Annotated in this window: 24 protein-coding genes and 3 other annotated features; of the genes, 20 read left to right on the top strand and 4 right to left on the bottom strand. The window is 38.8% G+C overall.

Annotated features, from left to right (window positions below; all coding sequences use genetic code 11):
- Positions 1–172: 172 nt before the first annotated feature.
- The 11 genes from allC (at position 173) to LJY09_RS15290 (ending at position 11,840) form a co-directional block, all read left to right on the top strand.
- Positions 173–1,414 (top strand): allantoate deiminase, encoded by a 1,242-nt coding sequence (allC, locus tag LJY09_RS15340; RefSeq protein ID WP_224980593.1) that lies wholly within the window; start codon positions 173–175, stop codon positions 1,412–1,414.
- Between the two features lie 12 nt (positions 1,415–1,426).
- Entirely contained in the window at positions 1,427–2,677 is a 1,251-nt protein-coding gene (locus LJY09_RS15335; protein ID WP_028412783.1) for a pyridoxal-phosphate-dependent aminotransferase family protein, read from the top strand.
- 41 nt (positions 2,678–2,718) lie between these two features.
- Positions 2,719–4,329 (top strand): gamma-glutamyltransferase, encoded by a 1,611-nt coding sequence (gene ggt, locus LJY09_RS15330; RefSeq protein ID WP_028412784.1) that lies wholly within the window; start codon positions 2,719–2,721, stop codon positions 4,327–4,329.
- Between the two features lie 24 nt (positions 4,330–4,353).
- On the top strand, positions 4,354–4,938 hold the full coding sequence (locus LJY09_RS15325; protein ID WP_028412785.1) for a chromate transporter: 585 nt from the start codon (positions 4,354–4,356) through the stop codon (positions 4,936–4,938).
- Entirely contained in the window at positions 4,935–5,465 is a 531-nt protein-coding gene (locus LJY09_RS15320; RefSeq protein WP_014459451.1) for a chromate transporter, read from the top strand. Before LJY09_RS15325 ends, LJY09_RS15320 begins: the two co-directional genes overlap by 4 nt.
- A gap of 59 nt (positions 5,466–5,524) precedes the next feature.
- Positions 5,525–5,983 carry a GNAT family N-acetyltransferase gene (locus LJY09_RS15315; protein ID WP_028412786.1) on the top strand — a complete coding sequence of 153 codons (459 nt, stop codon included), beginning with the start codon at positions 5,525–5,527 and terminating at the stop codon, positions 5,981–5,983.
- A 200-nt stretch (positions 5,984–6,183) separates the two neighbouring features.
- Positions 6,184–6,389, top strand: a binding site (T-box leader).
- A 70-nt stretch (positions 6,390–6,459) separates the two neighbouring features.
- Positions 6,460–6,666 (top strand) — a binding site (T-box leader).
- A 126-nt stretch (positions 6,667–6,792) separates the two neighbouring features.
- A complete protein-coding gene (locus LJY09_RS15310; protein ID WP_013057698.1) occupies positions 6,793–7,866 on the top strand; it encodes a bifunctional 3-deoxy-7-phosphoheptulonate synthase/chorismate mutase in 1,074 nt (357 codons plus the stop codon).
- Between the two features lie 6 nt (positions 7,867–7,872).
- Positions 7,873–8,073, top strand: a binding site (T-box leader).
- A 48-nt stretch (positions 8,074–8,121) separates the two neighbouring features.
- Entirely contained in the window at positions 8,122–9,288 is a 1,167-nt protein-coding gene (gene aroC / locus LJY09_RS15305; RefSeq protein WP_028412787.1) for a chorismate synthase, read from the top strand.
- Positions 9,289–9,308: 20 nt separating this feature from the next.
- Complete coding sequence (locus tag LJY09_RS15300) at positions 9,309–10,166, top strand: prephenate dehydrogenase (RefSeq protein WP_028412788.1); 858 nt, start codon at positions 9,309–9,311, stop codon at positions 10,164–10,166.
- Between the two features lie 15 nt (positions 10,167–10,181).
- A complete protein-coding gene (gene aroA / locus LJY09_RS15295; protein WP_028412789.1) occupies positions 10,182–11,453 on the top strand; it encodes a 3-phosphoshikimate 1-carboxyvinyltransferase in 1,272 nt (423 codons plus the stop codon).
- Positions 11,454–11,594: 141 nt separating this feature from the next.
- The gene (locus LJY09_RS15290) at positions 11,595–11,840 is read left to right on the top strand and encodes a hypothetical protein (protein WP_013057694.1); all 246 of its coding nucleotides are present in this window, start codon (positions 11,595–11,597) and stop codon (positions 11,838–11,840) included.
- A gap of 42 nt (positions 11,841–11,882) precedes the next feature.
- Here LJY09_RS15290 and LJY09_RS15285 read toward each other — a convergent pair whose 3' ends face one another.
- Complete coding sequence (locus LJY09_RS15285; protein WP_028412790.1) at positions 11,883–13,427, bottom strand: FAD-dependent oxidoreductase; 1,545 nt, start codon at positions 13,425–13,427, stop codon at positions 11,883–11,885.
- Between the two features lie 128 nt (positions 13,428–13,555).
- On the opposite strand from LJY09_RS15285, the gene LJY09_RS15280 reads away from it, so the two are divergent.
- The 5 genes from LJY09_RS15280 (at position 13,556) to LJY09_RS15260 (ending at position 17,431) form a co-directional block, all read left to right on the top strand.
- Positions 13,556–13,714, top strand: coding sequence for a hypothetical protein (locus LJY09_RS15280; protein WP_155017373.1), 159 nt, complete (start codon positions 13,556–13,558; stop codon positions 13,712–13,714).
- Positions 13,715–14,080: 366 nt separating this feature from the next.
- Positions 14,081–15,052: an extracellular catalytic domain type 1 short-chain-length polyhydroxyalkanoate depolymerase gene (locus tag LJY09_RS15275; protein ID WP_016764703.1), complete on the top strand. Its 972-nt coding sequence runs from the start codon at positions 14,081–14,083 to the stop codon at positions 15,050–15,052.
- Positions 15,053–15,392: 340 nt separating this feature from the next.
- Positions 15,393–15,812, top strand: a complete 420-nt coding sequence (locus tag LJY09_RS15270) for a CBS domain-containing protein (RefSeq protein WP_013057690.1) — start codon at positions 15,393–15,395, stop codon at positions 15,810–15,812.
- A 263-nt stretch (positions 15,813–16,075) separates the two neighbouring features.
- Positions 16,076–16,420: a hypothetical protein gene (locus tag LJY09_RS15265; protein WP_028412791.1), complete on the top strand. Its 345-nt coding sequence runs from the start codon at positions 16,076–16,078 to the stop codon at positions 16,418–16,420.
- 57 nt (positions 16,421–16,477) lie between these two features.
- The gene (locus tag LJY09_RS15260) at positions 16,478–17,431 is read left to right on the top strand and encodes a sporulation protein (RefSeq protein WP_028412792.1); all 954 of its coding nucleotides are present in this window, start codon (positions 16,478–16,480) and stop codon (positions 17,429–17,431) included.
- Between the two features lie 29 nt (positions 17,432–17,460).
- Here the strand turns inward: LJY09_RS15260 and LJY09_RS15255 are convergent, their stop codons facing one another.
- Positions 17,461–18,786, bottom strand: a complete 1,326-nt coding sequence (locus LJY09_RS15255) for a hemolysin family protein (protein WP_028412793.1) — start codon at positions 18,784–18,786, stop codon at positions 17,461–17,463.
- A gap of 668 nt (positions 18,787–19,454) precedes the next feature.
- Positions 19,455–20,087, bottom strand: a complete 633-nt coding sequence (locus LJY09_RS15250; RefSeq protein WP_028412794.1) for a spore coat protein — start codon at positions 20,085–20,087, stop codon at positions 19,455–19,457.
- A 208-nt stretch (positions 20,088–20,295) separates the two neighbouring features.
- Between LJY09_RS15250 and LJY09_RS15245 the strand changes: the two genes are divergently transcribed.
- Positions 20,296–20,847, top strand: a complete 552-nt coding sequence (locus LJY09_RS15245; protein ID WP_028412795.1) for a hypothetical protein — start codon at positions 20,296–20,298, stop codon at positions 20,845–20,847.
- 23 nt (positions 20,848–20,870) lie between these two features.
- Here LJY09_RS15245 and LJY09_RS15240 read toward each other — a convergent pair whose 3' ends face one another.
- On the bottom strand, positions 20,871–21,323 hold the full coding sequence (locus LJY09_RS15240) for a Dps family protein (RefSeq protein WP_028412796.1): 453 nt from the start codon (positions 21,321–21,323) through the stop codon (positions 20,871–20,873).
- Positions 21,324–21,515: 192 nt separating this feature from the next.
- Here LJY09_RS15240 and LJY09_RS15235 point away from each other — a divergent pair, with 192 nt between their 5' ends.
- From LJY09_RS15235 to LJY09_RS15225, 3 genes are all read left to right on the top strand, one after another.
- Positions 21,516–21,797, top strand: a complete 282-nt coding sequence (locus LJY09_RS15235) for a hypothetical protein (protein WP_013057684.1) — start codon at positions 21,516–21,518, stop codon at positions 21,795–21,797.
- 93 nt (positions 21,798–21,890) lie between these two features.
- On the top strand, positions 21,891–22,064 hold the full coding sequence (locus LJY09_RS15230) for a hypothetical protein (protein WP_013057683.1): 174 nt from the start codon (positions 21,891–21,893) through the stop codon (positions 22,062–22,064).
- 553 nt (positions 22,065–22,617) lie between these two features.
- On the top strand, positions 22,618–23,319 hold the full coding sequence (locus LJY09_RS15225) for a poly-gamma-glutamate hydrolase family protein (RefSeq protein WP_098113300.1): 702 nt from the start codon (positions 22,618–22,620) through the stop codon (positions 23,317–23,319).
- The last annotated feature ends 36 nt before the right edge of the window (positions 23,320–23,355 follow it).

Genomic DNA, 23,355 nt, shown 5'->3' with positions numbered 1-23,355 from the left:
TTTATTTAATTCTGTAAGATAAAATAAATAACATATAACGTTAGAAAAAGTAACGTATATAAGACTTTGTGTATTTAGTGATAATAGCCAAAAAAACACTAAATCATTGTAGGAAGTGTTAATGAAAACAATCAGTCATTTTCTTAAAATGAAGATAGCAGGAGGGATAGCAATGGTTGCAGATATGACGGGAAAATCTAAGCTTTGTCAGCAAATCGAAGAAAACATTAGCTGGTTGTCACAGTTTGGGTTAGATGAAAAAGAAGGTGTCACGAGGCTTTTATATACGGAACAGTGGAATGCAGCTCAAAAGGCATTGGAAGAAAAAATGAAGGGACTTCACCTCAAAACGTATTACGATGATGTAGGAAATTTATTTGGACGGTTGCAAGGAACGGGTCCAGAACAACAAGTTATTTTAACAGGATCCCATATCGACACCGTGATAAACGGAGGAAAATATGACGGGGCTTTTGGTGTTGTGGCAGGTATCATTGCTCTGCAGTACCTATATGCGCATTATGGCTCCCCTACAAAAACCTTAGAGGTCGTATCACTTTGTGAAGAAGAAGGTAGCAGATTTCCTCTTACGTATTGGGGATCAGGTAATATGAATGGATTACACAGCAAAAGTGATGCAAAACATGTTATAAATAAAGAAGGGGTTAAGCTGGATGACGCAATGAAACAACTCAATTTCGGAGAAGGCCTCCACAGCGAGCCATACCGCACGGACATCGCTTCTTTTATTGAACTGCATATCGAGCAAGGAAAGCAGCTTGAAATGTCTCATTGCGATATCGGAATTGTTTCTAGTATCGTCGGGCAGAAACGATTTACAGTATCTGTTAAAGGTGAAAGTAACCATGCGGGCACAACCCCGATGAACATCCGGAAAGATGCATTTTATGTGAGCTGCAAACTCGCTAAGGCATTTATTGAATTGAGCGAAAAATATCATAACGCTTTATACGTAACGGTTGGAAAAATTACACTTTCTCCAAATGCACCGAATGTAATACCAGGATATGTAGAATTCACGGTCGATATAAGACATCATGAGTATAAGGTTTTACAAGAAGCAGAACGAGAAATGAAGGAAATTATCAAGCGAACAGCAGGGGATTTAGAAGTGAATCTCAACTGCTGGATGGATGAAAAACCTGTTGCCATGAGCGAACAATTATCTGAACTTTCCAAAATTATTTCCTCGGAAAAGAATATCTCCTCCCGAGAATTAGTAAGCGGTGCAGGACACGACTCGCAGGTATTCGGGCGAAGAGTTCCCACATGTTTGTTATTCGTCCCGAGCCAAGATGGAATCAGCCATTCCCCAAAGGAATTCACCAAAGGAGAACAGTTAGAAAAAGGAGTAAAGGTATTAATAGAACTATTATATAAACTTGCCTACTAGGAGGAATTTGACATGACTATAACAAAACAGCTTCATACACCGCCGCGTACGATTATGACACCAGGCCCCGTAGAAGCAGATCCACGCGTATTAAGAGCATTAGGAACACCTATTTTAGGTCAGTTCGACCCCGCATTTACGCGCATTATGAACGAAACGATGGAAATGCTTCGTGAGCTATTTCAAACCAAAAACAAATGGGCTTTTCCCGTTGATGGAACGTCTAGAGCTGGGATTGAAGCAGTTCTTGCAAGTGTAGTTGAACCGGGCGATAAAGTATTCGTCCCGATTTTCGGCCGCTTCGGCTATTTATTAACGGAAATTGCCGAGCGCTACGGAGCTGAGGTACACAATATTGAATGCGAATGGGGAGAAGTGTTTGACCCTGAGACCGTAATCCAGGAAATAAAAAAAGTAAACCCAAAAATCGTTGCAATGGTTCATGGCGAAACGTCTACAGGAAGAATGCAGCCTCTTAAAGAAATTGGTGCTGCATGTCGCGACCAAGATGTTTTATTTATTGTCGACGCAGTAGCTACTATCGGCGGTACGGATGTAAAAGTAGACGAGTGGAACATTGACGCATTGATTGCAGGTACACAAAAGTGTTTATCTGTTCCGTCGGGTATGGCACCTATTACGTACAATGATCGTATTGAAAAAATTATCATGGAACGTAAAAAAGTTGAAAAAGGAATTGCGACAAAAGCAGATGCTCAAACTGTTCGTCTGCGTCCAAATATTATCAGCAACTATTTTGATTTGAGTCAGCTTCAAGACTATTGGAGTGAGCGCAGGCTAAATCATCACACGGAAGCAACGTCCATGCTCTATGCTTTAAGAGAAGGACTGCGCGTTATTTTAGAAGAAGGGTTAGAAGAAAGATTTGCAAGGCATCGTCTCCACGAAAAAGCACTTGTAGCCGGAATTAAAGCAATGGGATTATCTTTATTTGGCGATGAGCACTCAAAAGTTCCAACCGTTACGTGCGTCTTAATTCCATTAGGAATTGACGGGGAAGCAGTTCGTTCTACGCTTCTTGAACAATTTGGAATTGAAATCGCAAGTTCTTTTGGGCCGATGCACGGAAAAATATGGCGTATCGGCACAATGGGATACAGCTGCCGTAAAGACAACGTTCTCTTTACATTAGCCGGTCTTGAAGCAGTGCTTATTCGAAACGGGGCAAGCGTAAATGCAGGTTCTGCTCTGCAAGCAGCTTTAGAAGTTTATGAGGAAGAAGTAGCGTTGTCTAGTCTGTAAAGATTCGTTATTCACCATATAAAGAAAAGAGGAGATTTTCTATGAGCGAATACTTTTTCACACACCCATATGCATCGCAGCGTACGTGCACGTTTGGAAAAAACGGAATGGTAGCAACTAGTCAGCCTCTTGCCGCTCAGGCGGGTCTTGAAATGTTGAAAAAAGGAGGCAATGCAGTAGATGCTGCTATTGCCTCCGCAGCTTGTTTAACGGTGGTAGAACCTACTTCAAATGGAATTGGCGGAGATGCATTTGCTCTTGTGTGGATAAATGAAGAACTATATGGACTCAACGCGAGCGGTCCTGCTCCTGCTTCTATCTCTATTGAGACTCTGCGCGCCATGGGGATAAAAGAGATGCCGGCTCGCGGTTTTGTTCCTGTTACGGTCCCAGGTGCCCCGAGTGCGTGGGTGGAGCTGTCAAAACGCTTTGGCCGGCTACCGTTAAAAGAAGTGCTGCAGCCGGCTATTTCTTATGCGCAAGAAGGGTTCCCAATCTCCCCAATTTTAGGGTACAATTGGGAACGAGCGTTTGAACGATTTACACACGCGTTAAAAGGTGACGAATATAAACACTGGTTTGAGACATTTACTAACAATGGATCTGCTCCTAAGGTAGGGGAAATGTGGCGATCACCAGACCATGCTGCTACGCTGCTTGAAATTGCCGAAACGAATGGAGAATCTTTTTACAGAGGGGATTTAGCTGATAAAATAGCAGCTTTTTCGAAAAAACACGGCGGATTTTTAGCAAAAGAGGATTTAGCAGCTTTTAAAGCAGAGTGGGTAAAGCCGATTTCAACTTCTTACCGAGGATACGATGTGTGGGAAATACCCCCTAACGGCCAAGGTCTTATTGCGCTTTTAGCTTTAAATACGCTAAAAGGTTTTTCTTTTGATGCCAAAGATTCTGTCGATACATACCACAAGCAAATTGAAGCTATGAAGCTAGCGTTTGCAGATGGACAAAAATTTATTACAGATGCTGATAAAATGACAGTAGCAGTTGAAGATTTGTTGAATGATTCTTATGCAAACAAGCGCAGAGGGCTGATTGGTGAAAAAGCGCTTATTCCCGAAGCCGGACAGCCGTCTCATAGCGGCACGATCTATTTGGCTACAGCTGATGGAGAAGGAAACATGGTATCATTCATTCAAAGTAATTACATGGATTTTGGCTCAGGACTTGTCGTACCTAATACGGGCATATGCCTGCAAAACCGCGGGCACAATTTTTCGTTAGACCCACAGCACCATAACCGGTTAGAGCCTGGAAAACGAACCTATCATACCATTATTCCTGGATTTTTAACAAAGAATAAAAGTGCTGTAGGTTCATTTGGTGTAATGGGTAAATTTATGCAGCCGCAAGGACATGTGCAAGTCATCATGAATATGATTGATTTTCATCTAAATCCTCAGGCAGCTTTAGATGCACCAAGATGGCAGTGGATTGAACATAAAAAGGTTCTTGTGGAAAAAGAAATGCCTTCACATATTGTAGAAGCATTAGAACGCAAAGGGCATGATATTCATGTGGCTACGAGCAGACATACGTTTGGAAGAGGGCAGATTATTTTAAGAGATGAACAAACCGGTGTATTATACGGCGGCACAGAAGCGCGAACAGACGGAGCCGTCGTTGCTTATTAAATCACAGAGAAAGGAGCGCGAGAAATGCGACAATTGGATATTTTTATAGCGTTTTTTCGCTCAGGTATGCTCGGCTACGGAGGAGGACCTTCAGCTATTCCACTTGTAAAAAAAGAAGTAGTCGATACGTACAAGTGGATGGATGACGATGAATTTGGCGATTTGTTAGCAATTGCCAATACGCTGCCTGGGCCTATTGCGACAAAGCTGGCTGGATACATCGGCTATCGAGTCGGCGGTATCTTAGGTCTCGGTACAGCTTTATTTGCAGCCGTTATTCCAACCGTTTTTTTAATGGTATTACTGTTGACCACTTTAACGCAATTTAAAGATCAGCCCTGGGTTATGGGGATGACCAAAGCAGTCGTTCCTGTAGTGGGAGTGATGCTCGCGGTTATGACATGGGATTTTTTTAAAAAATCAACGTCTGGTTTAGGCTGGACGCCAGCTATTATCTTACTCATTATTAGTTTAGGACTAATGGAATTTGCCCATATTCATCCAGCAGTTATTATTATTGTACTTATGGCAGCAGCTTGGATTCCGCTAAAACGAAAAGGAAAAAAAGGCGAAAGTGATGAGCACAAGCAAAAGAGGGAATCGGTATGATTTATATTCAGCTATTTATGGCGTTTTTTGTTTCAAATATTTTAGGCTATGGAGGCGGACCTGCGTCGATTCCGCTCATTCAAAAAGAAGTTGTAGACCGCTACCATTGGCTTACCGTTAAAGAGTTTAGTGAAATGCTGGCAATTGGAAATGCGCTTCCAGGTCCAATTGCGACAAAAATGGCGGGATTTATCGGATATCAGCAGGCAGGGATTTTAGGCTCGGTGATTGCTCTTTTTGCAACGATTGCTCCGTCGGTTTTGCTTTTAGTCATTTTACTTCGAATATTATTTAAGTATAAAGATTCACCAAATGTTAAGAAAATGACCAACTACATTCGTCCCGTAATCGCTATTTTACTTGGCTTAATGGCGTATGAATTTTTTATGAATTCATACGGTGATTCAGGTATATGGCAAACTCTATTTTTAGTAGCAGCCAGCTTTCTTTTATTGGAAAAATTACGTGTGCATCCAGCGTTCGTTATTGTCGGAGCACTCGTATACGGAGCTGTTTTTCTTGCTTAAATGAAGCTCTCAAATGCTGAGAGTTTTTTTTTGTAAAAGAGACGAAAAGAGGGAGAACAATGGTTGAAAAAGCACTATTAGAAGACGTGCAGGACCTGGTTAACCTGCGAATGCTGCTCATGAAAGAACTGGGAGAACTAAATGGGAGTGAGAAGCTGTTTCGAAAAGCGACAGAAGAATATTTTACTGCGAATATAAATAGCCCAAATAATTATACGGCTATTTTAAAAGTCGATGGAAAAGTTGTATCAGCAGGAAGCCTCGTCTTTTTTATACGTCCGCCTTCACCGGGTAACCTTCAAGGAAAAGAAGCATATGTTATGAACATGTATACAGCTTTTGATCACCGAAAGCACGGCTATTCTTCCGCTATTTTAAAGCACTTGATGCAGTACGGCCAAAAAAGTGGTGTAAATCGAATATGGTTAAATGCTTCTGCCGCTGGAAAAAGCTTGTATCAAAAACATGGATTTATTGAATATGACTCTGAAATGGAATACGTGGTTGAAAAAAATTAAAGTGACAAAACTCTTGATAGAGATAGGTTTGAAGGGGCATTGGTTTTTAAAAAATAAAAAAAATTAATAAAAAGTGTTGACGAAGATAAAAAAACCATTCATAATACAAATCAACATCACACAACATTACACACAACTTGGAAGCGACAAACAGTTTCAAACGATCGGAACTGATTATCCAAGTACGCATACATAGTCAATACTGAGCGTTGATAGGAGCACGAGTAGAAAAAATTTCCCTGTATCAGAGAGCTGACGGTTGCTGCGAGTCAGAACAAAAATTTTTTCGAAGTACATTCCTTGAGCATCTTTTCCGAGCAGGAAAAGACGGCCTGGCCGTTATTTTAATGAAGAGGCAAGCAAAATGCTTGCAACTAGGGTGGTACCGCGAATTTTCGTCCCTACTGACTCTTAAGAACAATCTTAAGGGTGAGTAGGGACTTTTTGTATTTCGGTCCATTATAATTTTATATCCATTACAAGCGATGAAAAGAGCATAGTAGCAAAATCTTCCCTGTATTCAGAGAGCTGATGGTTGGTGCGAATCAGTACAAAAGAGATTGCGAATTACATTCTTGGAGCTTTCTTTTGGCAATAGTCAAAAGCGGCAATAGCCGTTATCTTAATGAAGAGGCAAGCAATGCTTGCAATTAGGGTGGTACCGCGATCAATTCGTCCCTACTGATACAATCAGTAGGGACTTTTTGTATATCCGCATAAGCGGCTGTGTAGGTGTAAAACGGATTTTTAAATACAAACTAAACGAAAAGATCCGTTCAAGGTTGTAAAATCAAAGGAGGATTTTTAAAATGACAAAATCACTAGAACAATTACGAGGACAAATCGACGAAATAAATTTAGAAATTTTAGAATTATTAAATAAACGCGGTGAAATCGCACAAGAAATTGGAAAAGTAAAAGGTACACAAGGTGTGAATCGCTTTGATCCAGTTCGTGAACGTAAATCATTAGATCAAATCTTAGCTAACCATAATGGTCCATTCGAAGCTTCAACAATTCAGCATATTTTCAAAGAAATTTTCAAAGCAAGCTTAGAACTTCAAGAAGACGATCACCGTAAAGCACTTCTTGTATCTCGTAAAAAGAAATCAGAAGATACAATCGTTGACATCAACGGCACAAAAGTAGGACCTGGAAACTTAGAATTCGTAATGGGACCATGTGCAGTAGAAAGCTACGAACAAGTAAAAGAAGTGGGCTTAGCGCTTAAAGAACAAGGCATTACATTAATGCGCGGCGGAGCGTTCAAACCACGTACATCACCTTACGATTTCCAAGGTCTTGGAGTGGAAGGATTAAAAATCTTACGTCAAGTAGGAGATGAGCTAGGTCTATCAATTATCAGTGAAATTGTTTCTCCTCAAGATATTGAAACGGCTCTAGACTACGTAGATGTGATTCAAATTGGTGCACGTAACATGCAAAACTTCGAGCTATTAAAAGCTGCAGGTTCTGTAGACAAACCAATTCTTTTAAAACGTGGATTGGCAGCAACAATTGAAGAATTCATTAACGCTGCTGAATACATTATGTCTCGCGGAAATGGAAACATTATTCTTTGTGAACGCGGTATCCGCACATACGAGCGTGCAACACGCAACACATTAGATATCTCAGCTGTTCCAATCTTGAAAAAAGAAACGCATTTACCAGTTGTAGTAGACGTAACGCATTCGACAGGACGCAAAGACTTACTATTACCATGTGCAAAAGCAGCGATTGCTATCGGCGCAGATGCTGTAATGGCAGAAGTTCATCCAGACCCAGCAGTAGCACTATCAGATTCAGCACAGCAAATGAACATTCCTGAATTCCACAAATTCATGGAAGAATTAAAAGGTGCAGCAGTAAAATTATCTTAATTTCATAGTGATACAGTGATAAGAAACTAGTAGCAAACATTTCCCTGTCTCAGAGAGCTGACGGTTGGTGGAAGTCAGTACAAAAATGTGAGCGAATTACACTCTTTGAGTACTCTTTTACAGAGCGGTCAGCGGATCGTTAACAATTCGAGGTGGCAAGTAATGTTTGCAACTAGGGTGGTATCGCGAGAAAAACTCGTCCCTATGACGTAGGGGCGAGTTTTTTATTTTTTATAACAGAAAGGAATCGATAATATGAGATATTTAACAGCAGGAGAATCGCACGGACCTCAATTAACAGCGATTATTGAAGGAGTACCAGCAGGACTTGAGTTAACAGCCGAACATATTAATGAAGACTTAGCAAGAAGACAAAAGGGACATGGGCGCGGACGCCGCATGCAGATTGAAAAAGACCAAGTTCAGATTAAAGGCGGTGTTCGCCACGGTGAGACGCTTGGTTCACCAATTGCTTTAGTCGTTGAAAACAAAGATTTTACGCACTGGAGAAATATTATGGGTGCTGATCCAGTTGATCATGATGAAGAAGTAAAGAGACAAATTACAAAACCTCGTCCAGGTCACGCGGATTTAAATGGAGCGATTAAATACGGCCACAGAGATATGCGAAACGTATTAGAACGTTCATCTGCTCGTGAAACGACGGTACGAGTAGCCACAGGCGCAGTTGCCAAACAAGTATTAAAAGCTGTAGGTGTAAATATTGCATGTCACGTACTTGAAATCGGCGGTGTGAAAGCTGAAAAAACGGCATATGAGTCGCTAACAGAACTTCAGGAAAAAACTGAAGCGTCACCTGTTCGCTGCTTAGATGAAGAAGCGGGACAGAAAATGATGAAAGCAATCGATGATGCAAAAGAAAATGGAGACAGCATTGGTGGCGTAGTGGAAGTAGTAGTAGAAGGAATGCCTACTGCAGTAGGCAGTTACGTGCACTATGATCGTAAGTTAGATTCAAAGCTAGCTGCTGCTATTATGAGCATTAACGCGTTTAAAGGCGTTGAAATCGGCGTAGGCTTTGAAGCAGCTCGCAGACCGGGAAGTGAAGTCCATGATGAAATTCTATGGGATGAACAAAACGGCTATACGCGTAAAACGAATAATGCAGGAGGTTTAGAAGGAGGCATGACAACAGGGATGCCGATTGTGGTGCGAGGCGTCATGAAACCTATTCCTACCTTATACAAGCCGCTGCAAAGTATAGATATTGATACAAAAGAGGCGTTTGCTGCAAGTATTGAACGATCAGACAGCTGTGCAGTACCGGCGGCGGCGGTTGTAGCAGAATCAGTGATTGCTTGGGAACTAGCATCTGCTATTATCGATCAATTTGGGGCAGATCGAATTCAGTTAATTCAAGAAAATGTAAAAAAACACGAAGAATACGCAAAGCAATTTTAAAGAATAGAGGAGAATGAAAGGTGAAAACACGTGTATTACTTATTGGCGTTGGCCTTATTGGAGGATCATTAGCGCTAGCTATGAAGAAGCATCGTCACGTAACAGTCGTTGGAGCTGATATCAACACAAATGAAGTACAAGTAGCCAACCAGCTAGGTATCATTGATTATGTAGCTGAAGATATAAAAACAGAAGCAGCCCAAGCAGATTATATCGTGCTTGCTACTCCAGTAGAGTATACGACAGCATGGATACACGACCTTTCTACTTGGAAGCTTAAAGAAACGGTTATCGTAACGGATGTCGGAAGTACAAAAGGTGAAATTATGAAAGCAGCCCAAGCGCTGAATAAAAAACGTATTTCATTTATTGGGGGGCATCCGATGGCTGGTTCTCATACGAGCGGTGCAGTCAATGCACGAGCGGATTTATTTTGTTCGGCGCGCTATATTTTAACGCCGTTTGAAAATGAGCAAAAAGAAAAAATAGATGCGCTTATGCATTTGCTAGAGCCTACAAGTGCACAATTTGTACCGCTTGATGCAGCTACTCATGACCAAATCACCGGAGTTGTCAGTCATTTACCACATGTGATTGCAACCAGTCTAGTAAGACAAGTCAAAGGCTATTCAGCAAATAATCATCTTGTTACAGAAATGGCGGCAGGCGGTTTTCGAGATATTACGAGAATTGCTTCAAGCAACCCTCATATGTGGAGAGACATATTAAAGCAAAACCGTTCTATGCTTTTAACATTGCTAGATGACTGGATGAAAGAAATGGAACAAGTAAAACTATTAGTAGAAAAAGGTGACGGACACGAGTTATTTGATTACTTTTCAGATGCTAAAGAATTTCGTGATTCGCTTCACGCATAAAAGGAGAGACAGATTGTGACAGTAAAAGCTTTACGAGGAACGATTCAAATTCCAGGAGATAAATCCATTTCTCACCGTTCCGTCATGTTTGGTTCAATTGCAGAAGGAACAACAACAATTAACGGATTTTTGCCGGGAGATGATTGCCTTAGCACCATTTCCTGCTTTCAAAAACTAGGTGTAGATATTCAAATGATTGATGAACAAAGCGTCGTGGTAAAAGGAAAAGGTATACAAGCGCTAAAAGAGCCATCTGATATTTTAGATGTCGGAAATTCGGGCACCACGATTCGCCTCATGATGGGGATTTTAGCAAATACACCCTTTCATTCAACGTTAATTGGAGACGAATCTATTGCCAAACGCCCTATGAAGCGTGTGACTGGTCCGCTTCGTGATATGAATATTCATTTAGACGGCCGAAAAGACGCTAATTTTACACCGCTTGTTATTCGAGGTGGGAAAGCAAAAGGTATACACTATACATCTCCTGTTGCAAGCGCACAAGTAAAATCAGCTATTTTACTTGCTGGACTGCAGGCGGAAGGAACAACTTCTGTAACGGAACCGGCGAAATCGCGTGATCATACAGAACGTATGCTAGAGGCGTTTGGAGTTAAAGTGAAAGAAGAAGGATTAACCGTTTCAATTGAAGGCGGTCAAACGTTAAGAGGAACGCATGTAGAAGTGCCTGGTGATATTTCGTCAGCTGCATTCTTTTTAGTAGCGGGGGCTATTATTGCAAACAGTCGCATTAAAATTCAAAAAGTTGGGATGAATCCGACTCGAACGGGTATTTTAGAGGTGCTTTCAAATATGGGGGCTTCGATCGAGACAGTCAAAGAAACAAAAGAAACGGCAGAGCCTTATGCAGATTTAGTTGTAGAAGCTTCTCACTTAAAAGGTACGGAAGTAGGCGGAGACTTAATTCCGCGTCTAATTGACGAAATCCCAATTATTGCACTAGCTGCCACACAGGCAGAAGGGATTACCGTTATTAAAGATGCTGCAGAGTTAAAAGTCAAAGAAACAAACCGTATTGATACGGTAGTGAATGAGTTAACCAAAATGGGAGCTAACATTGAAGCAACGGAAGATGGAATGATTATTCACGGAGGTACAAAACTTCATGGAGCAAATGTAAACAGCCACGGAGATCACCGTATCGGTATGATGCTTGCTGTTGCCTCTTGTATTGCAGAAGGGGAAACAATTATTGAAAATCGTGACGCGGTATCCGTTTCGTACCCGCAGTTTTTTGCTCACTTAGAGTCTTTACAGCAGTAAATTCCCTTATTATGTTAAAATAGCAGTTTGAAAGTTGTAAGGAATTTATAAAATTAAAACCAATGACTCTATATTTCGCCGGAGAAATCCGATATAATCATTACAACACCTCTAGTATTAAATAGAATTTGGTGAATGATTATGTTTTTGATGATTGTCTACATCGGGGCCATTTTATTTTTTATAAAAATGTTTATGGATCGAGATTTTATTTGGTTTTTGTTTCTATTGCCATTTTTGATGTTTGTTATGTTTTTTGAAACAGACTATCTTGATCATGTCCCTGAATCTGGAAGGTTAATTATCTTTACGTTTTCTTTTTTAGTCATTTATGCAATGGTTTTAGTGTATAATCGATACTTTAGAAAAGAAGGATGTAAAGAGTAAATTCAAATGTGAATCCATTGATAATGATAAAAAAAGCATGCCCTACGGCGTGCTTTTTTTATCGCTTGAATTGACATCCACTGGTGTAAGCGGCTTTTTAGCAGGGCCTTCTACCACAGATCCGTCGTAAGAAAAACGAGAACCGTGACAAGGACAGTCCCACGTGCGGTCACCGGCGTTCCAATTTACTTCACATCCTAAGTGCGTGCATGTAGTATCGACGCAGTGAAGCTTCCCTTGAGGATCTTTATACGCCCCCGTACGTTTGCTGTTTACATATACGACCGACCCTTCATCATTTTGAAGCTGATCGAGTCCTTTTTCAGGCATTGAAAACTTACCGGTAATAAAGTGTTCAGCCACATCAAGATTTTGACGAAAGAAATGCTTAAGGCTAGGGTCCGCATAAAAACGAGACGGATTATACAACTCTGCATATGGGTTGTCTTTCCCGGTTATTGCATCTCGGATAATATGTGCTGCAATGGTGCTATGAGTCATGCCCCATTTTTTAAATCCGGTAGCAATAAAGATATTTGGCTTGCTTTCTTTAAGGGGCCCGATATATGGAATTTTATCAAGCGTAAATAAATCTTGTGCAGACCATTTATAACGAAAATGTTGGACAGTAAAATTTTCTTCGGCGAACCTCTGAAGGGACTCATAGTGAAACATAGTATTAATTCCTTGTCCAGCTTTGTGGCCTTCTCCGCCAATTAAGATGAGTTCTTCTCCGTCAACTTTTGTTGAACGCAGCGAATGAGTAGGCTGATCAGCACTTAAATACATGCCTCCAGGGTAAGCTTGTTCAACTTTTGCTGCTAACACATACGAACGTTTGGCATACATACGCGTATAGTAAAAGCCCGCTCCATCATAAAATGGAAAGTGTGAACACGCCACTACATATTTGCAAGAAATGCGATGTCCGTCTCTTGTGACAACGGTGGGCGATGTGCTTTCTTCTACATCCGTTGCTACGGTGTTTTCAAAAATCAATCCGCCGCTTTCTGTGAATTTTTTTACTAAATGAAGCAGATATTTTAACGGATGAAACTGAGCTTGATCTTTCATAATAGCTGCTGCTCTAATATCAAAACTAAAAGGAAGCTCTGTTGCAAATTCACATGGAATATGTAATCGCTGATAGGCTCGAAATTCTTTACGAACTCGATGGTCAAACTCCAGCGTTTCTCCGTATAAGTAAGCATCTTGTACTGAAAAATCACAGTCAATGTTTTCCGTTTGAATTAAGTTTTTCATAAACTGCAGAGCTTGTTCGTTTGCTTTATAATACAGCAGCGTTTTTTCTTCGCCAATGTGTGAAAGCAGTTCATCGTAGATAACGTCATGCTGAGCTGTAATCTTTGCTGTTGTGTGACCGGTTGTACCATTTAAAATATTATCAGCTTCAATTAACGCCACGTTCAGTCCTTCTTTTTGTAATAAATAAGCCGTTGTAATACCGCTAATACCGCCTCCTACTACTACAACATCAACTTTTCGATTTTCTGAAAGAGATGGGTATGTTGGAAACTTTAAATGATCGCGCCAGTAGGGCTCAGTATCCTTTGGGATATTTGCCAATTTATTCACCTCCATATGATAAGTCTTATTTTTACCATAGTTTTCTAAAAAAATGTATGCAAAATAAAGGAATCTACTCTAATAGCACCTCTTGGCTATACCTATTTAAAGAAAAGGAGGGGAAAAGAGTGATTACAATCAGCCTTTGTATGAATGTTGCGAACAAAGAAGAGGTTAAACGAAAATATTTGGTCTTCAAGATTCTTCTTTTTCAACGTGGCTTCCGCACCTGCACCTTGCCGTCTGCTACGAAAGAATTGGTGAATAAAAAGCAAAGTATGAAATAGTAAAGGTTACAGATTTAAACATGAAGAGCAATAAATTCATATAAATGATAGGGAGTATCATATAATAAAAGTATAGAGGCTGAATTCGGCAAAGGGCATTGAAACATCAAGGTCCAAATAAAAGGGCAAACGGCATGTTTGTCCTTTTTTCATGATTATAGTGACAATTTTCATATATAGTAATAAAGTATATATATAGCAAAAAAATCCCAAATTTCAAGAATATAAAAAACGGCTTAAAACCAAAACAAGTTGTACTCTCAGAGTATGTAGAACGTGCAAAAAAACGAAATAATATGTAGTATTGTAATACAGGACGTAATTGGGAAGAAAAATGAAAACGTTGACAAAAAGAGGAGGGGTACCATGTTGGGTTCACTACCTAATGTTATAAATACGTCAACGCTTGTGTCTTCAAGTGAACAACAAGAAGCGTCATCTGAATCATTTAAAACATATACTCATAAAGGAAAAAAATTCAAGGTCTATTTACCTAAATCTTATCATATTTTAAAATCTTACCCACTAATGGTTATGCTGCATGGATGTACACAAAATGCAGATGATTTTGCGATAGGCACGCAAATGAATGAGCTCGCCGATGAAAAGGAATTTATTGTCGTATACCCACAGCAGTCTTCTAACTCAAATATGAATAAATGCTGGAACTGGTTTGAACCGCTCCATCAAATTAGAGGGTTTGGCGAACCAGCTATTATCGCAGGAATTGTAAAAAAAGTCCAAAACATGCACTTTATTCAGAAAAATAAAGTGTTTATTGCCGGTCTGTCGGCAGGAGGAGCAATGAGCATCGTTATGGGGGTAACGTATCCAGAACTATTTGCTGGAATAGGTGTGTCAGCAGGTATCGAATATCAGGCGGCTCTTAACGTATTTAATGCGTATTCTGTCATGGCCAGTAAAGGTCCTTCCCCCGTTAAACAAGGGAGAATTGCTTATCAACAAATGGGAAAACGGGCAAAGCCACTGCCGCTCATTGTATTTCATGGTAACGCTGATTCTACGGTAAATGTAGCCAATGCAGATCAAGTGGTTCACCAGTGGATTACAACGAATAATCTTGCTTATAACGGAAGAATAGATGGATGGATTCAAGATAGCCCGGTTAAAACGAGAGAAGAAAAAATTCTCTTTGGACGTGATTATACCACATATCGCTACGAAAGCAGTAAGGGAGAATTGGCTATTGATAAATATATTATCAATGGAATGGGGCATGCATGGTCCGGAGGGAATTCAGCGGGCAGCTATACAGACCCTAAAGGCCCCAACGCTAGCCGAATCATGTGGGACTTTTTCATGAGTCAAAAAGTATAAACAGAGCATATAATGAGGTTCAGTTGCGTTCTTATCGCAGAGAAGAAGAGCTGAAAGTAGCTCTTCCGGCCCTTATTAGTATAAAAAAGCAGCTGTAGGAACCATCATTTTAACTAGACGTGTTTTTCTAAAAATTAGGATTTGATTATTTAGAAAACGGGTACTGTAATAAAGAAAATAAGAAGCCGAAATTACATAGCTTAGGATTGACAGCTTATAGTTGTAAATGTAAGATAACTGCGAGCTGCATTTTGTATGATTAAAACATTAAAATAAGCCGAAAACTGAAAAAATAAATAGAAATCGTAAGATGAGCGGGTAAGGAAAAGGAGATTAAAAAATGAATATTGCATTTTTCTTAGTACCAAAAAGTGATGTTGTAACACTAAATATTCAATCCACATTAAGACAGGCTCTTGAAAAAATGGAGTATCATCGCTATTCTACAGTTCCGCTGGTTGACGATGATGGTAAATATGTAGGCGTTCTTACTGAAGGAGATCTTCTTTGGAAGTTAAAAAGCCTAGGAGACTATCGCTTTCAAGATACGGAAAATATTAAATTAACAGAGATTGACCGCTATCAAGATTATAACCCAGTTGCTATATATGATGAAGTTCAAAACATCCTTTCAAAAGCAATTGACCAAAATTTTGTTCCTGTAACGGATGATCAAGGTGTATTTATTGGAATTGTGAGAAGAAGAGAAATTCTGGAGTTTTATGCAGAAAGCGCAAGTAAAGTGAAAAATCAAATATAAAAAAGGCCATCTTTAGATGGCTTTTTTTCTTGTCTTAGCTGCCCCGCATATACTCCTAAAAACAGGCTTAGGTCATGGCCCACAGCAATGCACTTCCTTGTACTAGTTTACATAATCTATTTATATATAGGTATAAAATTGCCTATATAAATCTTATTTATAGATAAGGATGGTTTATGTGAGTTACAACAACAAAAAGAACTGTTGCTGGTGTTCTAATCAGTATTATTACAAAACTTCTGGTTATGATCCAAGAAGTAGCCATGAAGGAAAATGCTGTCATAACGATTATAAGCATAACGATCATTGTCCTAAACATGATGATGATCATCGTTCAGGTCATAAAAAATGTCATCATGGCGGGGGTCACGGTGGCGATCACGGCGGTCACCACGGTGGGGGTCATGGCGACAATCATGGTGGACATCACGGCGGTAACCACGATGGAGGGCATCACGATGGTAACCACAGTGGCTGTCATCACGGCGGTTGTAGAAAACGTCATTGCTGCAAAAGACGTAACTGCTGCTGGGGCTGGGTTTTTTAATACAGGAGCTTCAAAGCAACAGAAAGAACTCAAGAAATTGAGTTCTTTTTTTGTAAGTTGAAACTTATAAACGGTATACTTCGTATATATAGTAAGAGCATTTTGGAGGAGGAAAAAAATGTTTAAAAAAATGTTTGCTAAAATTGGAGTTGGAGCTGCCAAAGTGGATTTACGACTAAATGAAACGGCCTATACGCTCGGTCAAGTAATTGAAGGAGCTATTGTCATCCAAGGTGGAAACGTTCAGCAACATATTAATTTAATTGATGTTGAATTTTGGCTTGAAGTTCAAATGAAAAGCGGTCAAATGCATACACATCGTGTGGAAAGCCTGCGCGCAGCTTCTGCATTTACAATTAATGAAGATGAGAAAAAGGAAATTCCATTTACATATCATTTACCTTTGGATCTTCCAATCTCTGCGAGCAACGTTAGCTATTTCTTTAAGACACACTTAGATATTGAAGGGGGAGTTGACTCAACAGACCGGGACCCTGTGCGCATTAAAGCACCAAAAAGCTTATATCAGCTAGTAGAGGGCTTTGAAGCACTTGGGTTTAGAGAAAAACACCATTCAGGAAAATTTAACGGATACAAACAAGAATTTGCATTTTTTCCTACAGACTTCTTAAAGGGATATGTAAATGAGGTTGAGTTTGAGGTAGCCATTGAACGAGAAGGTATACGAGTGTTATTGGAGCTAGATTTGCCTTCTTTCGGCCGGGAGAGGGAAATAAAAAACGAACTCTTTTTTACAAATGATGAACTAAGCCATCCATCCACTATCGCTCGTTTGCTGGAAGAAGCGATGGAAGAGATGATGGAAAATCCTCGAGACTATGAATATTATAAGCCTTCTCACTATGATCAGCATTCACATCATCCACGTATGAGCGGGTTAGGAGGAGCAATGGGAGGCTTTGCAGCCGGTATGTTAGGCGGGCTGCTCATTGAGAATTTGATCGATGATATGTTTGAAGACTCGGCGCTTGGTGAAATTGGAGAAGATATTGAAGAAGCCGGGGAGGATCTGTTGGATGGAGACTTTTTTGATGGAGGAGACGATTGGTAAAAGGGATTTTGAATAACTAAAAAGGATGATTAATGATGATCATCCTTTTTTTCTTTCTTCTTCCTTTTTTTTACTTCTATATACTTAATGTGAAAATCTTCTATAATCAAAACTTTAAAGTAAAATTGCTCATGCTGAATGATATCATTTTTGGTCACATCAAACTTTTCGGTTAACACCCACCCGGCAATGGTATCTACTTCTTCCTCGCTAATATCCGTACCAAGTAAATCATTTACTTGGCTAATGAGCATTTTTCCGTCAAGAATATAGTGATCGTCTTTAATTTTTTGTACATAAGGAATTTCGTCCGTGTCAAACTCATCTCGAATTTCTCCCACAATTTCTTCAATAATGTCTTCTACTGTCACAAGCCCCGCGGTTCCACCATACTCATCAAAAAGAATAGCCATTTGAATGCGTTCTTTTTGCATCTTTACGAGCAAGTCATGAATAGGTACGGTTTCAATTACTTTAAAAATAGGCTTGACATATGATTCTAACGTATTAGTTCCGTCTTTTTCGTTAAATACAATATCATTATAAATTTCTTTAATATTAACGAGACCAATTATCTTATCTTTATCTCCATCTTCAACAATTGGATAGCGGGTATATTTTTCGACATTTGCAATTTGCAAAAAAACCTCTACCACGTCATCTTTAGAAGCACTTACAATTTCCGTTCGTGGGACCATTACTTCTTTAGCTAAACGGTCATCAAAATCAAAAATTTTGCTCATATATCGATATTCGGACTGATTAATTTCACCGCCTTCAAAGCTTTCAGATAACAAAATGCGAAGTTCTTCTTCACTATGAGCAGCTTCATTTTCCGAAATCATCGTTATACCAAACATCTTGGTCAACATACGAGCTGAGCCGTTTAATATTTTAATGAACGGATACATAAGTTTGTAAAACACGATAATCGGTTTTGCAAAGTTCAGCGTAATTTGTTCAGCCATTTGAATAGCAAACGTTTTAGGAGCTAATTCTCCTAAGACAACATGTAAAAAGGTAATAACAACAAATGCAATGACAAAAGATAAAATACCAGCAAGCGGCTCGTTCGTATGGAAGGTAGTAAAAAGAGGATGAAGCAACCGATCTAGCGTCGGTTCACCAAGCCAACCAAGCCCGAGAGCCGTGATGGTGATACCAAGCTGACAAGCCGATAGATATTCATCTAGATGCGTAATAACGTGTTTGGCAGATACAGCTTTTTTGTTTCCTTCTTCTAGAAGCTGGTTGATTTTTGAACTCCTTACTTTTACAATAGCGAATTCTGTCGCTACAAAAAAAGCAGTTAATGCAATCAAAACTGCGACTAATAGTAATTTTACGGCGATCATCAAAGTCACCACCTTGTACGTAAATGTATATCTTAAGTGTTAGCCAAAGTGGAGAAAACATGTATTAAATCGGGAAAAGAAAAACGCACATAAAAAAACTGCTTCTATCTTTAAAAAGAAAAAGAAGCAGTTTATTATGTTACATGTTCATTTAGGGGAATTAATCTTAACTTTACCATCATGGTCTATCACATATCGGTTCTACAGTTCAACTGACTTTTAGCAAACGTATTGCGAGCGTGTTATGACACCTCCTTTAACTGTAATCCGAGTATATATGATGCATCTCTCACTCCTCTCTATTAGTTAACTGTATTATAATACATAATTAATCAAAATACTACAAATATTCAGAAAATAATCCAAAATGCATAGTTTTTTGTCATTTTCTGAAATATATGCGCAAAAGAGATTGAGACACAACTATATCAATCAAATCTAAAGGGGAACAAATTGGATAAATGGTCGAGTATGGATCGCTTGTTCCACCGCTGTTGATTTCCGTGCATGACTTCACTTCCCGCAGAAGTCTTCGCCTTTCCCTCCAATCAACAGCTAGAATCAACTCTAAACATAACCTATATTCACCATACTAATGAAAAGATCCGAACGATGAATCGTTCGGATCTTCCTTTAATTAAAATACGTTTGCCCCAGCCTCTTTGTAATTAATGCAGCTTATGGTTATTAGGCATCTGAGGAGAGGCAGTAGCTTTTGCGAAACTTGTGATCATTTGCTGCATATCTTCTTTTGCAAGCTGCGGCACTTGATAATAATGATGTTTGTTTTGATAAAGAGAAATTTCATAAGCCATTTCAATCCAATTAGGAACACTGTCTCCGAATATTCGGCGAACAACAGGATTAGTTATTTCTAAAGCTGTCATAGTTAAAAGAGATGCTTGAGACTTGACTAGACCCAGCATATGACCTGAAATTCCTTTTTCATTAATTTCCTCAACGGACTGATTCGGCTTTTTAGGCTGCGAAGGCTTTAAGCCATAAACAAAGGTATGAGACTGCTTCATGTTATATACATGTGTAGAACCGGCCGGCTTTTGGCCAGTAGAAAAAGCCTCTACGATTAAATTATATTCATTTAAAATAAACTGATATTGCCGATCAATAATATCAAGCAGCTCTTGTTCTTTTACATATTGCCTAAACATCATAAACTGATCCATTACATTGATCGAGCCGGCAAGTGTTTCATGAACGTCAAATAGCTCATGCCCTCCATGGTTCAATTGAGGGGGGACAGCTCCAGTTTGCATGTTTGTAGGAAGTTCGTGATTATTCATACTAAGTCCTCCTTAAAATCGGTATCGACTATAGTCTTTAAACTTCTTCAAGTTTTATACTCAAACTTGATTTATTCATAAAATGTTGCTCTACATAACTTAATTTACCTCTAGTTAGTTAATTAAAGGGTAAAAGTGAAAGGGTTTTATAAAAAAAAAGCGAATATCAATAACAATTCACGATCTATAGATAGGGGAATCAAAAAACATGAATGAGCTGCTGTCATACTCAAGTGAATTAAAACATGAAGCAAATCAACTGGTGGTATCCAACCGTTTATTTAATTTGTTAAGAGAATACGGTTGCCCGCTCTCAGGGGAGAGTTTTGAGTTAAATGTCATGACAAATCGCATCATTAATTTTTACGTAGGAAATGATGAAATGGATGAAGAATCTATTTTTCACATGGGGTATCATCTTACAAAGCGTTTTCAACCTTATAAGATGATATTTGCTAATGAAAAAGGTAAGTATCAGTGGAGTGTGTATATGATTCAGAAGGGTGAAGAGTGGAAGCTTGATATTTCCGTGCTTCCAGAAAATATCGTGAAGGGCAAAGTTGAGAAACAAGTATTATTAAAATCACTTCTCACTGAAAAGAAGCGGGAATGTATTTTATTTTTCAAGCAGCAAAGCGGATATAATCGCTACTATACGAGTGATCATGTCTATAAGGCTGTGCTAGAAGATGACATTTACGATGATATGTCTTTTTTTATGTGGCTGCAAAAACAAAAAAAAGGAAATCAACAAACGTAAAAAAAGAGCCGATTGGGCTCTTTTTATGCATGTACGGATGTTTTTACAGGTAAAGCAGCTTTTAGCATCCAAATATGTTTTTCAATGTTGCCAATTGTTCCAATGAATAAGTCAGCTGTTACGTGATCATGTGCTGCTTCAGCTTTTTCAACTGCATTTTTTAGGTTTTTAACAAGTAGCGTATAGTCATTAATTAAGGTTTCTACCATTTCTTCACTCGTTTGCTCATTCCCATCTTCAGAAAGAGTAGCTGCTTGTAAAAATTGCTTCATCGTAGCAATTGGGCTTCCTCCAATGGCTAGTAATCGTTCTGCATATTCATCTATATAGTCCGCCGTCTCATTATAGAATTCTTCAAATTTTTCATGAAGCGTAAAAAATTGAGGCCCTTTTACATACCAGTGAAAGCGATGTAGCTTTGTATATAATACGTTAAAATCGGCAATTTGTTGGTTCAATACGTTTTCTAAATTCATAGTTAATAGCCTCCTAATGAGTTGTTGTTATCTTATGTTTATATTATATCAAATATCAAATTAAAATCAATACTTATTTATAATTATTATTAAATAATAATCAGAATGCTTTTAAATTGCAGTTATTCTCTTTAAAAACTCTAAAGATATGATAGGATAGAGCAAGAGTATTGAAAGGAAGAAGGGGTAGTCATGCATATTACACCAGAAGCAAAACAATTAATTAACAATATACTTGAAGAGCAGGAGATAACAGGAATTCGCTTGTATTTCAAAGGAATTAGCTGTGAAATCCCTAACATTGGGTTAGCTTTTGAAGAGCCTTTTGAAAATGATGAAATGTATGAAGTCGACGGAGTACAAGTAGCAATGGAAGCTTCTATTGTGCCTTATACAAATGAATTAATGTTAGATGTCCATACAACGCCGTACGGCCCAGGTTTAGCGTTAGTTGGAGCTAAAGAAGCTGAGTAAAAAATTTATGTAAGAGAAGCTAACAGGTTTGTTGTTTGTTTTGGTAAACCTTGGTTTACTTAATTCAAACGTTAGTGAAATGGAGGGGGACCTATGCTTCTTTCTCATCATGTAACGGTTGAACAAAGACAGCAAATCAAACGCTTTAAACAGCAAATACAAGACGCAAAAACGCTAGATGAGCGCCGTTTGTATCAAGCCCAGCTAAATAAATTTGTTGAGCGCCTATTTATTGAGAATCGCTTGCAGCGCAGCGGCGAACAATAAAAAACACCTAGAAAAGAAGCCTTCAAAGAAGGTTTCTTTTTTTTTTAGTAGATTATTATACTTTTACACCTTGTAATTATTCATTTTCTTATATATCGCCCTTTATCTATTTGAAATTCGGTTTTCTGTATGAATATAGCACTAAAAACGTGTAAGTGACTGTTAAATGAAAGCGCTTTCTGTTATAGTGAAGGTATAGAATTGTACTTGTTCACCTACAATGTTCATAAGGAGTGGTTTGTATGATTGAAAGAGGAAACTTCTTAATTGGTTTAGCGTGGGGAACATCTTTGAGCATACCTTTATGGATCGCCTTCTTTGGCTGGATAAAATTAGTTTGGCGCTTGCTTTAAATAAATAAAAACAAAAAAGTAAAAAACTTCAGTGGATATGCGCTGAAGTTTTTTTAAATAGTATAAATAGGTATTAAGAACTATTGAATAAATTGTATTTTCAAACGATAAGTAAATAAGACTACTAAAATATTATTTTTGGATTTTTTAGGATTCTAATGTTTTAGGTCTTATTACATAATAGAAAGCGGGAGTACAAATTGAAAAGCTATCGTTTAGTAAGTTTCTCTACCTTATGTATCTGTCTATTCGTTTTATTCATTTCACCTTTTCAAGACACATCTAGTGCATCAACTGATAAATATCAAAATTTCAAGCAGCTCTCACAGCACGAGTCTTCAGCTAGCTATAAAGTGACGACTAAAGAAGCGAAAAGCCCTGTCCTTATCTTTGCTCCACACGGTGGAGGAATTGAAGGCGGGACAAGCGAAATTGCCAAAGAGCTTAGCAAACAAAATGCTCTTTACCTATTCGAATCGTTAAAATCGAAAGGCTCGCGAGATCTGCACCTCACAAGCACTCATTTTGATGAGCCCACAGCGCGTAAGATGGTAAGCATGTATGATAATGTTTTATCTCTTCACGGATATTCCGGGAATAAAAAACATATTTTTGTGGGGGGAACTGATCGGGAACGTGCAAAAAAATTAACGCAATTATTAAATCAAAATGGATTTCCCGCGGAACTGATTACAAAAGGGCACGATGAGATTGCAGGCATTAACTCTAAAAATATTGCAAATAAAAATCGTACCGGCAAAAGTATTCAATTAGAGATTAGCCAACCGCTGCGAAGTGCTATGTTTCATTCATTCACTTCACAAGGAAGAGATTCGTCTAAAACTCAAACTTTTTATAAGTTTACAAATGTGCTTTCTACATTTGTTTCCACTTCTTACTGAATCCAAAAAAGAATGCTTTCGCAAGCATTCTTTTTT

The sequence above is a fragment of the Priestia sp. J2 genome (genome assembly GCF_020790095.1).
GTDB lineage: Bacteria > Bacillota > Bacilli > Bacillales > Bacillaceae_H > Priestia > Priestia zanthoxyli.
This window is presented reverse-complemented; position numbering and strand designations above follow the sequence as displayed.

What these genes read in the sequence shown, in the direction of transcription:
- allC (WP_224980593.1), top strand. Translation starts at nt 173, where the DNA reads ATGGTTGCAGATATGACGGGAAAATCTAAGCTTTGTCAGCAAATCGAA.
- LJY09_RS15335 (WP_028412783.1), top strand. Translation starts at nt 1,427, where the DNA reads ATGACTATAACAAAACAGCTTCATACACCGCCGCGTACGATTATGACA.
- ggt (WP_028412784.1), top strand. Translation starts at nt 2,719, where the DNA reads ATGAGCGAATACTTTTTCACACACCCATATGCATCGCAGCGTACGTGC.
- LJY09_RS15325 (WP_028412785.1), top strand. Translation starts at nt 4,354, where the DNA reads ATGCGACAATTGGATATTTTTATAGCGTTTTTTCGCTCAGGTATGCTC.
- LJY09_RS15320 (WP_014459451.1), top strand. Translation starts at nt 4,935, where the DNA reads ATGATTTATATTCAGCTATTTATGGCGTTTTTTGTTTCAAATATTTTA.
- LJY09_RS15315 (WP_028412786.1), top strand. Translation starts at nt 5,525, where the DNA reads ATGGTTGAAAAAGCACTATTAGAAGACGTGCAGGACCTGGTTAACCTG.
- LJY09_RS15310 (WP_013057698.1), top strand. Translation starts at nt 6,793, where the DNA reads ATGACAAAATCACTAGAACAATTACGAGGACAAATCGACGAAATAAAT.
- aroC (WP_028412787.1), top strand. Translation starts at nt 8,122, where the DNA reads ATGAGATATTTAACAGCAGGAGAATCGCACGGACCTCAATTAACAGCG.
- LJY09_RS15290 (WP_013057694.1), top strand. Translation starts at nt 11,595, where the DNA reads ATGTTTTTGATGATTGTCTACATCGGGGCCATTTTATTTTTTATAAAA.
- LJY09_RS15275 (WP_016764703.1), top strand. Translation starts at nt 14,081, where the DNA reads ATGTTGGGTTCACTACCTAATGTTATAAATACGTCAACGCTTGTGTCT.
- LJY09_RS15270 (WP_013057690.1), top strand. Translation starts at nt 15,393, where the DNA reads ATGAATATTGCATTTTTCTTAGTACCAAAAAGTGATGTTGTAACACTA.
- LJY09_RS15265 (WP_028412791.1), top strand. Translation starts at nt 16,076, where the DNA reads ATGAAGGAAAATGCTGTCATAACGATTATAAGCATAACGATCATTGTC.
- LJY09_RS15260 (WP_028412792.1), top strand. Translation starts at nt 16,478, where the DNA reads ATGTTTAAAAAAATGTTTGCTAAAATTGGAGTTGGAGCTGCCAAAGTG.
- LJY09_RS15255 (WP_028412793.1), bottom strand. Translation starts at nt 18,786, where the DNA reads ATGATCGCCGTAAAATTACTATTAGTCGCAGTTTTGATTGCATTAACT.
- LJY09_RS15250 (WP_028412794.1), bottom strand. Translation starts at nt 20,087, where the DNA reads ATGAATAATCACGAACTTCCTACAAACATGCAAACTGGAGCTGTCCCC.
- LJY09_RS15245 (WP_028412795.1), top strand. Translation starts at nt 20,296, where the DNA reads ATGAATGAGCTGCTGTCATACTCAAGTGAATTAAAACATGAAGCAAAT.
- LJY09_RS15240 (WP_028412796.1), bottom strand. Translation starts at nt 21,323, where the DNA reads ATGAATTTAGAAAACGTATTGAACCAACAAATTGCCGATTTTAACGTA.
- LJY09_RS15235 (WP_013057684.1), top strand. Translation starts at nt 21,516, where the DNA reads ATGCATATTACACCAGAAGCAAAACAATTAATTAACAATATACTTGAA.
- LJY09_RS15230 (WP_013057683.1), top strand. Translation starts at nt 21,891, where the DNA reads ATGCTTCTTTCTCATCATGTAACGGTTGAACAAAGACAGCAAATCAAA.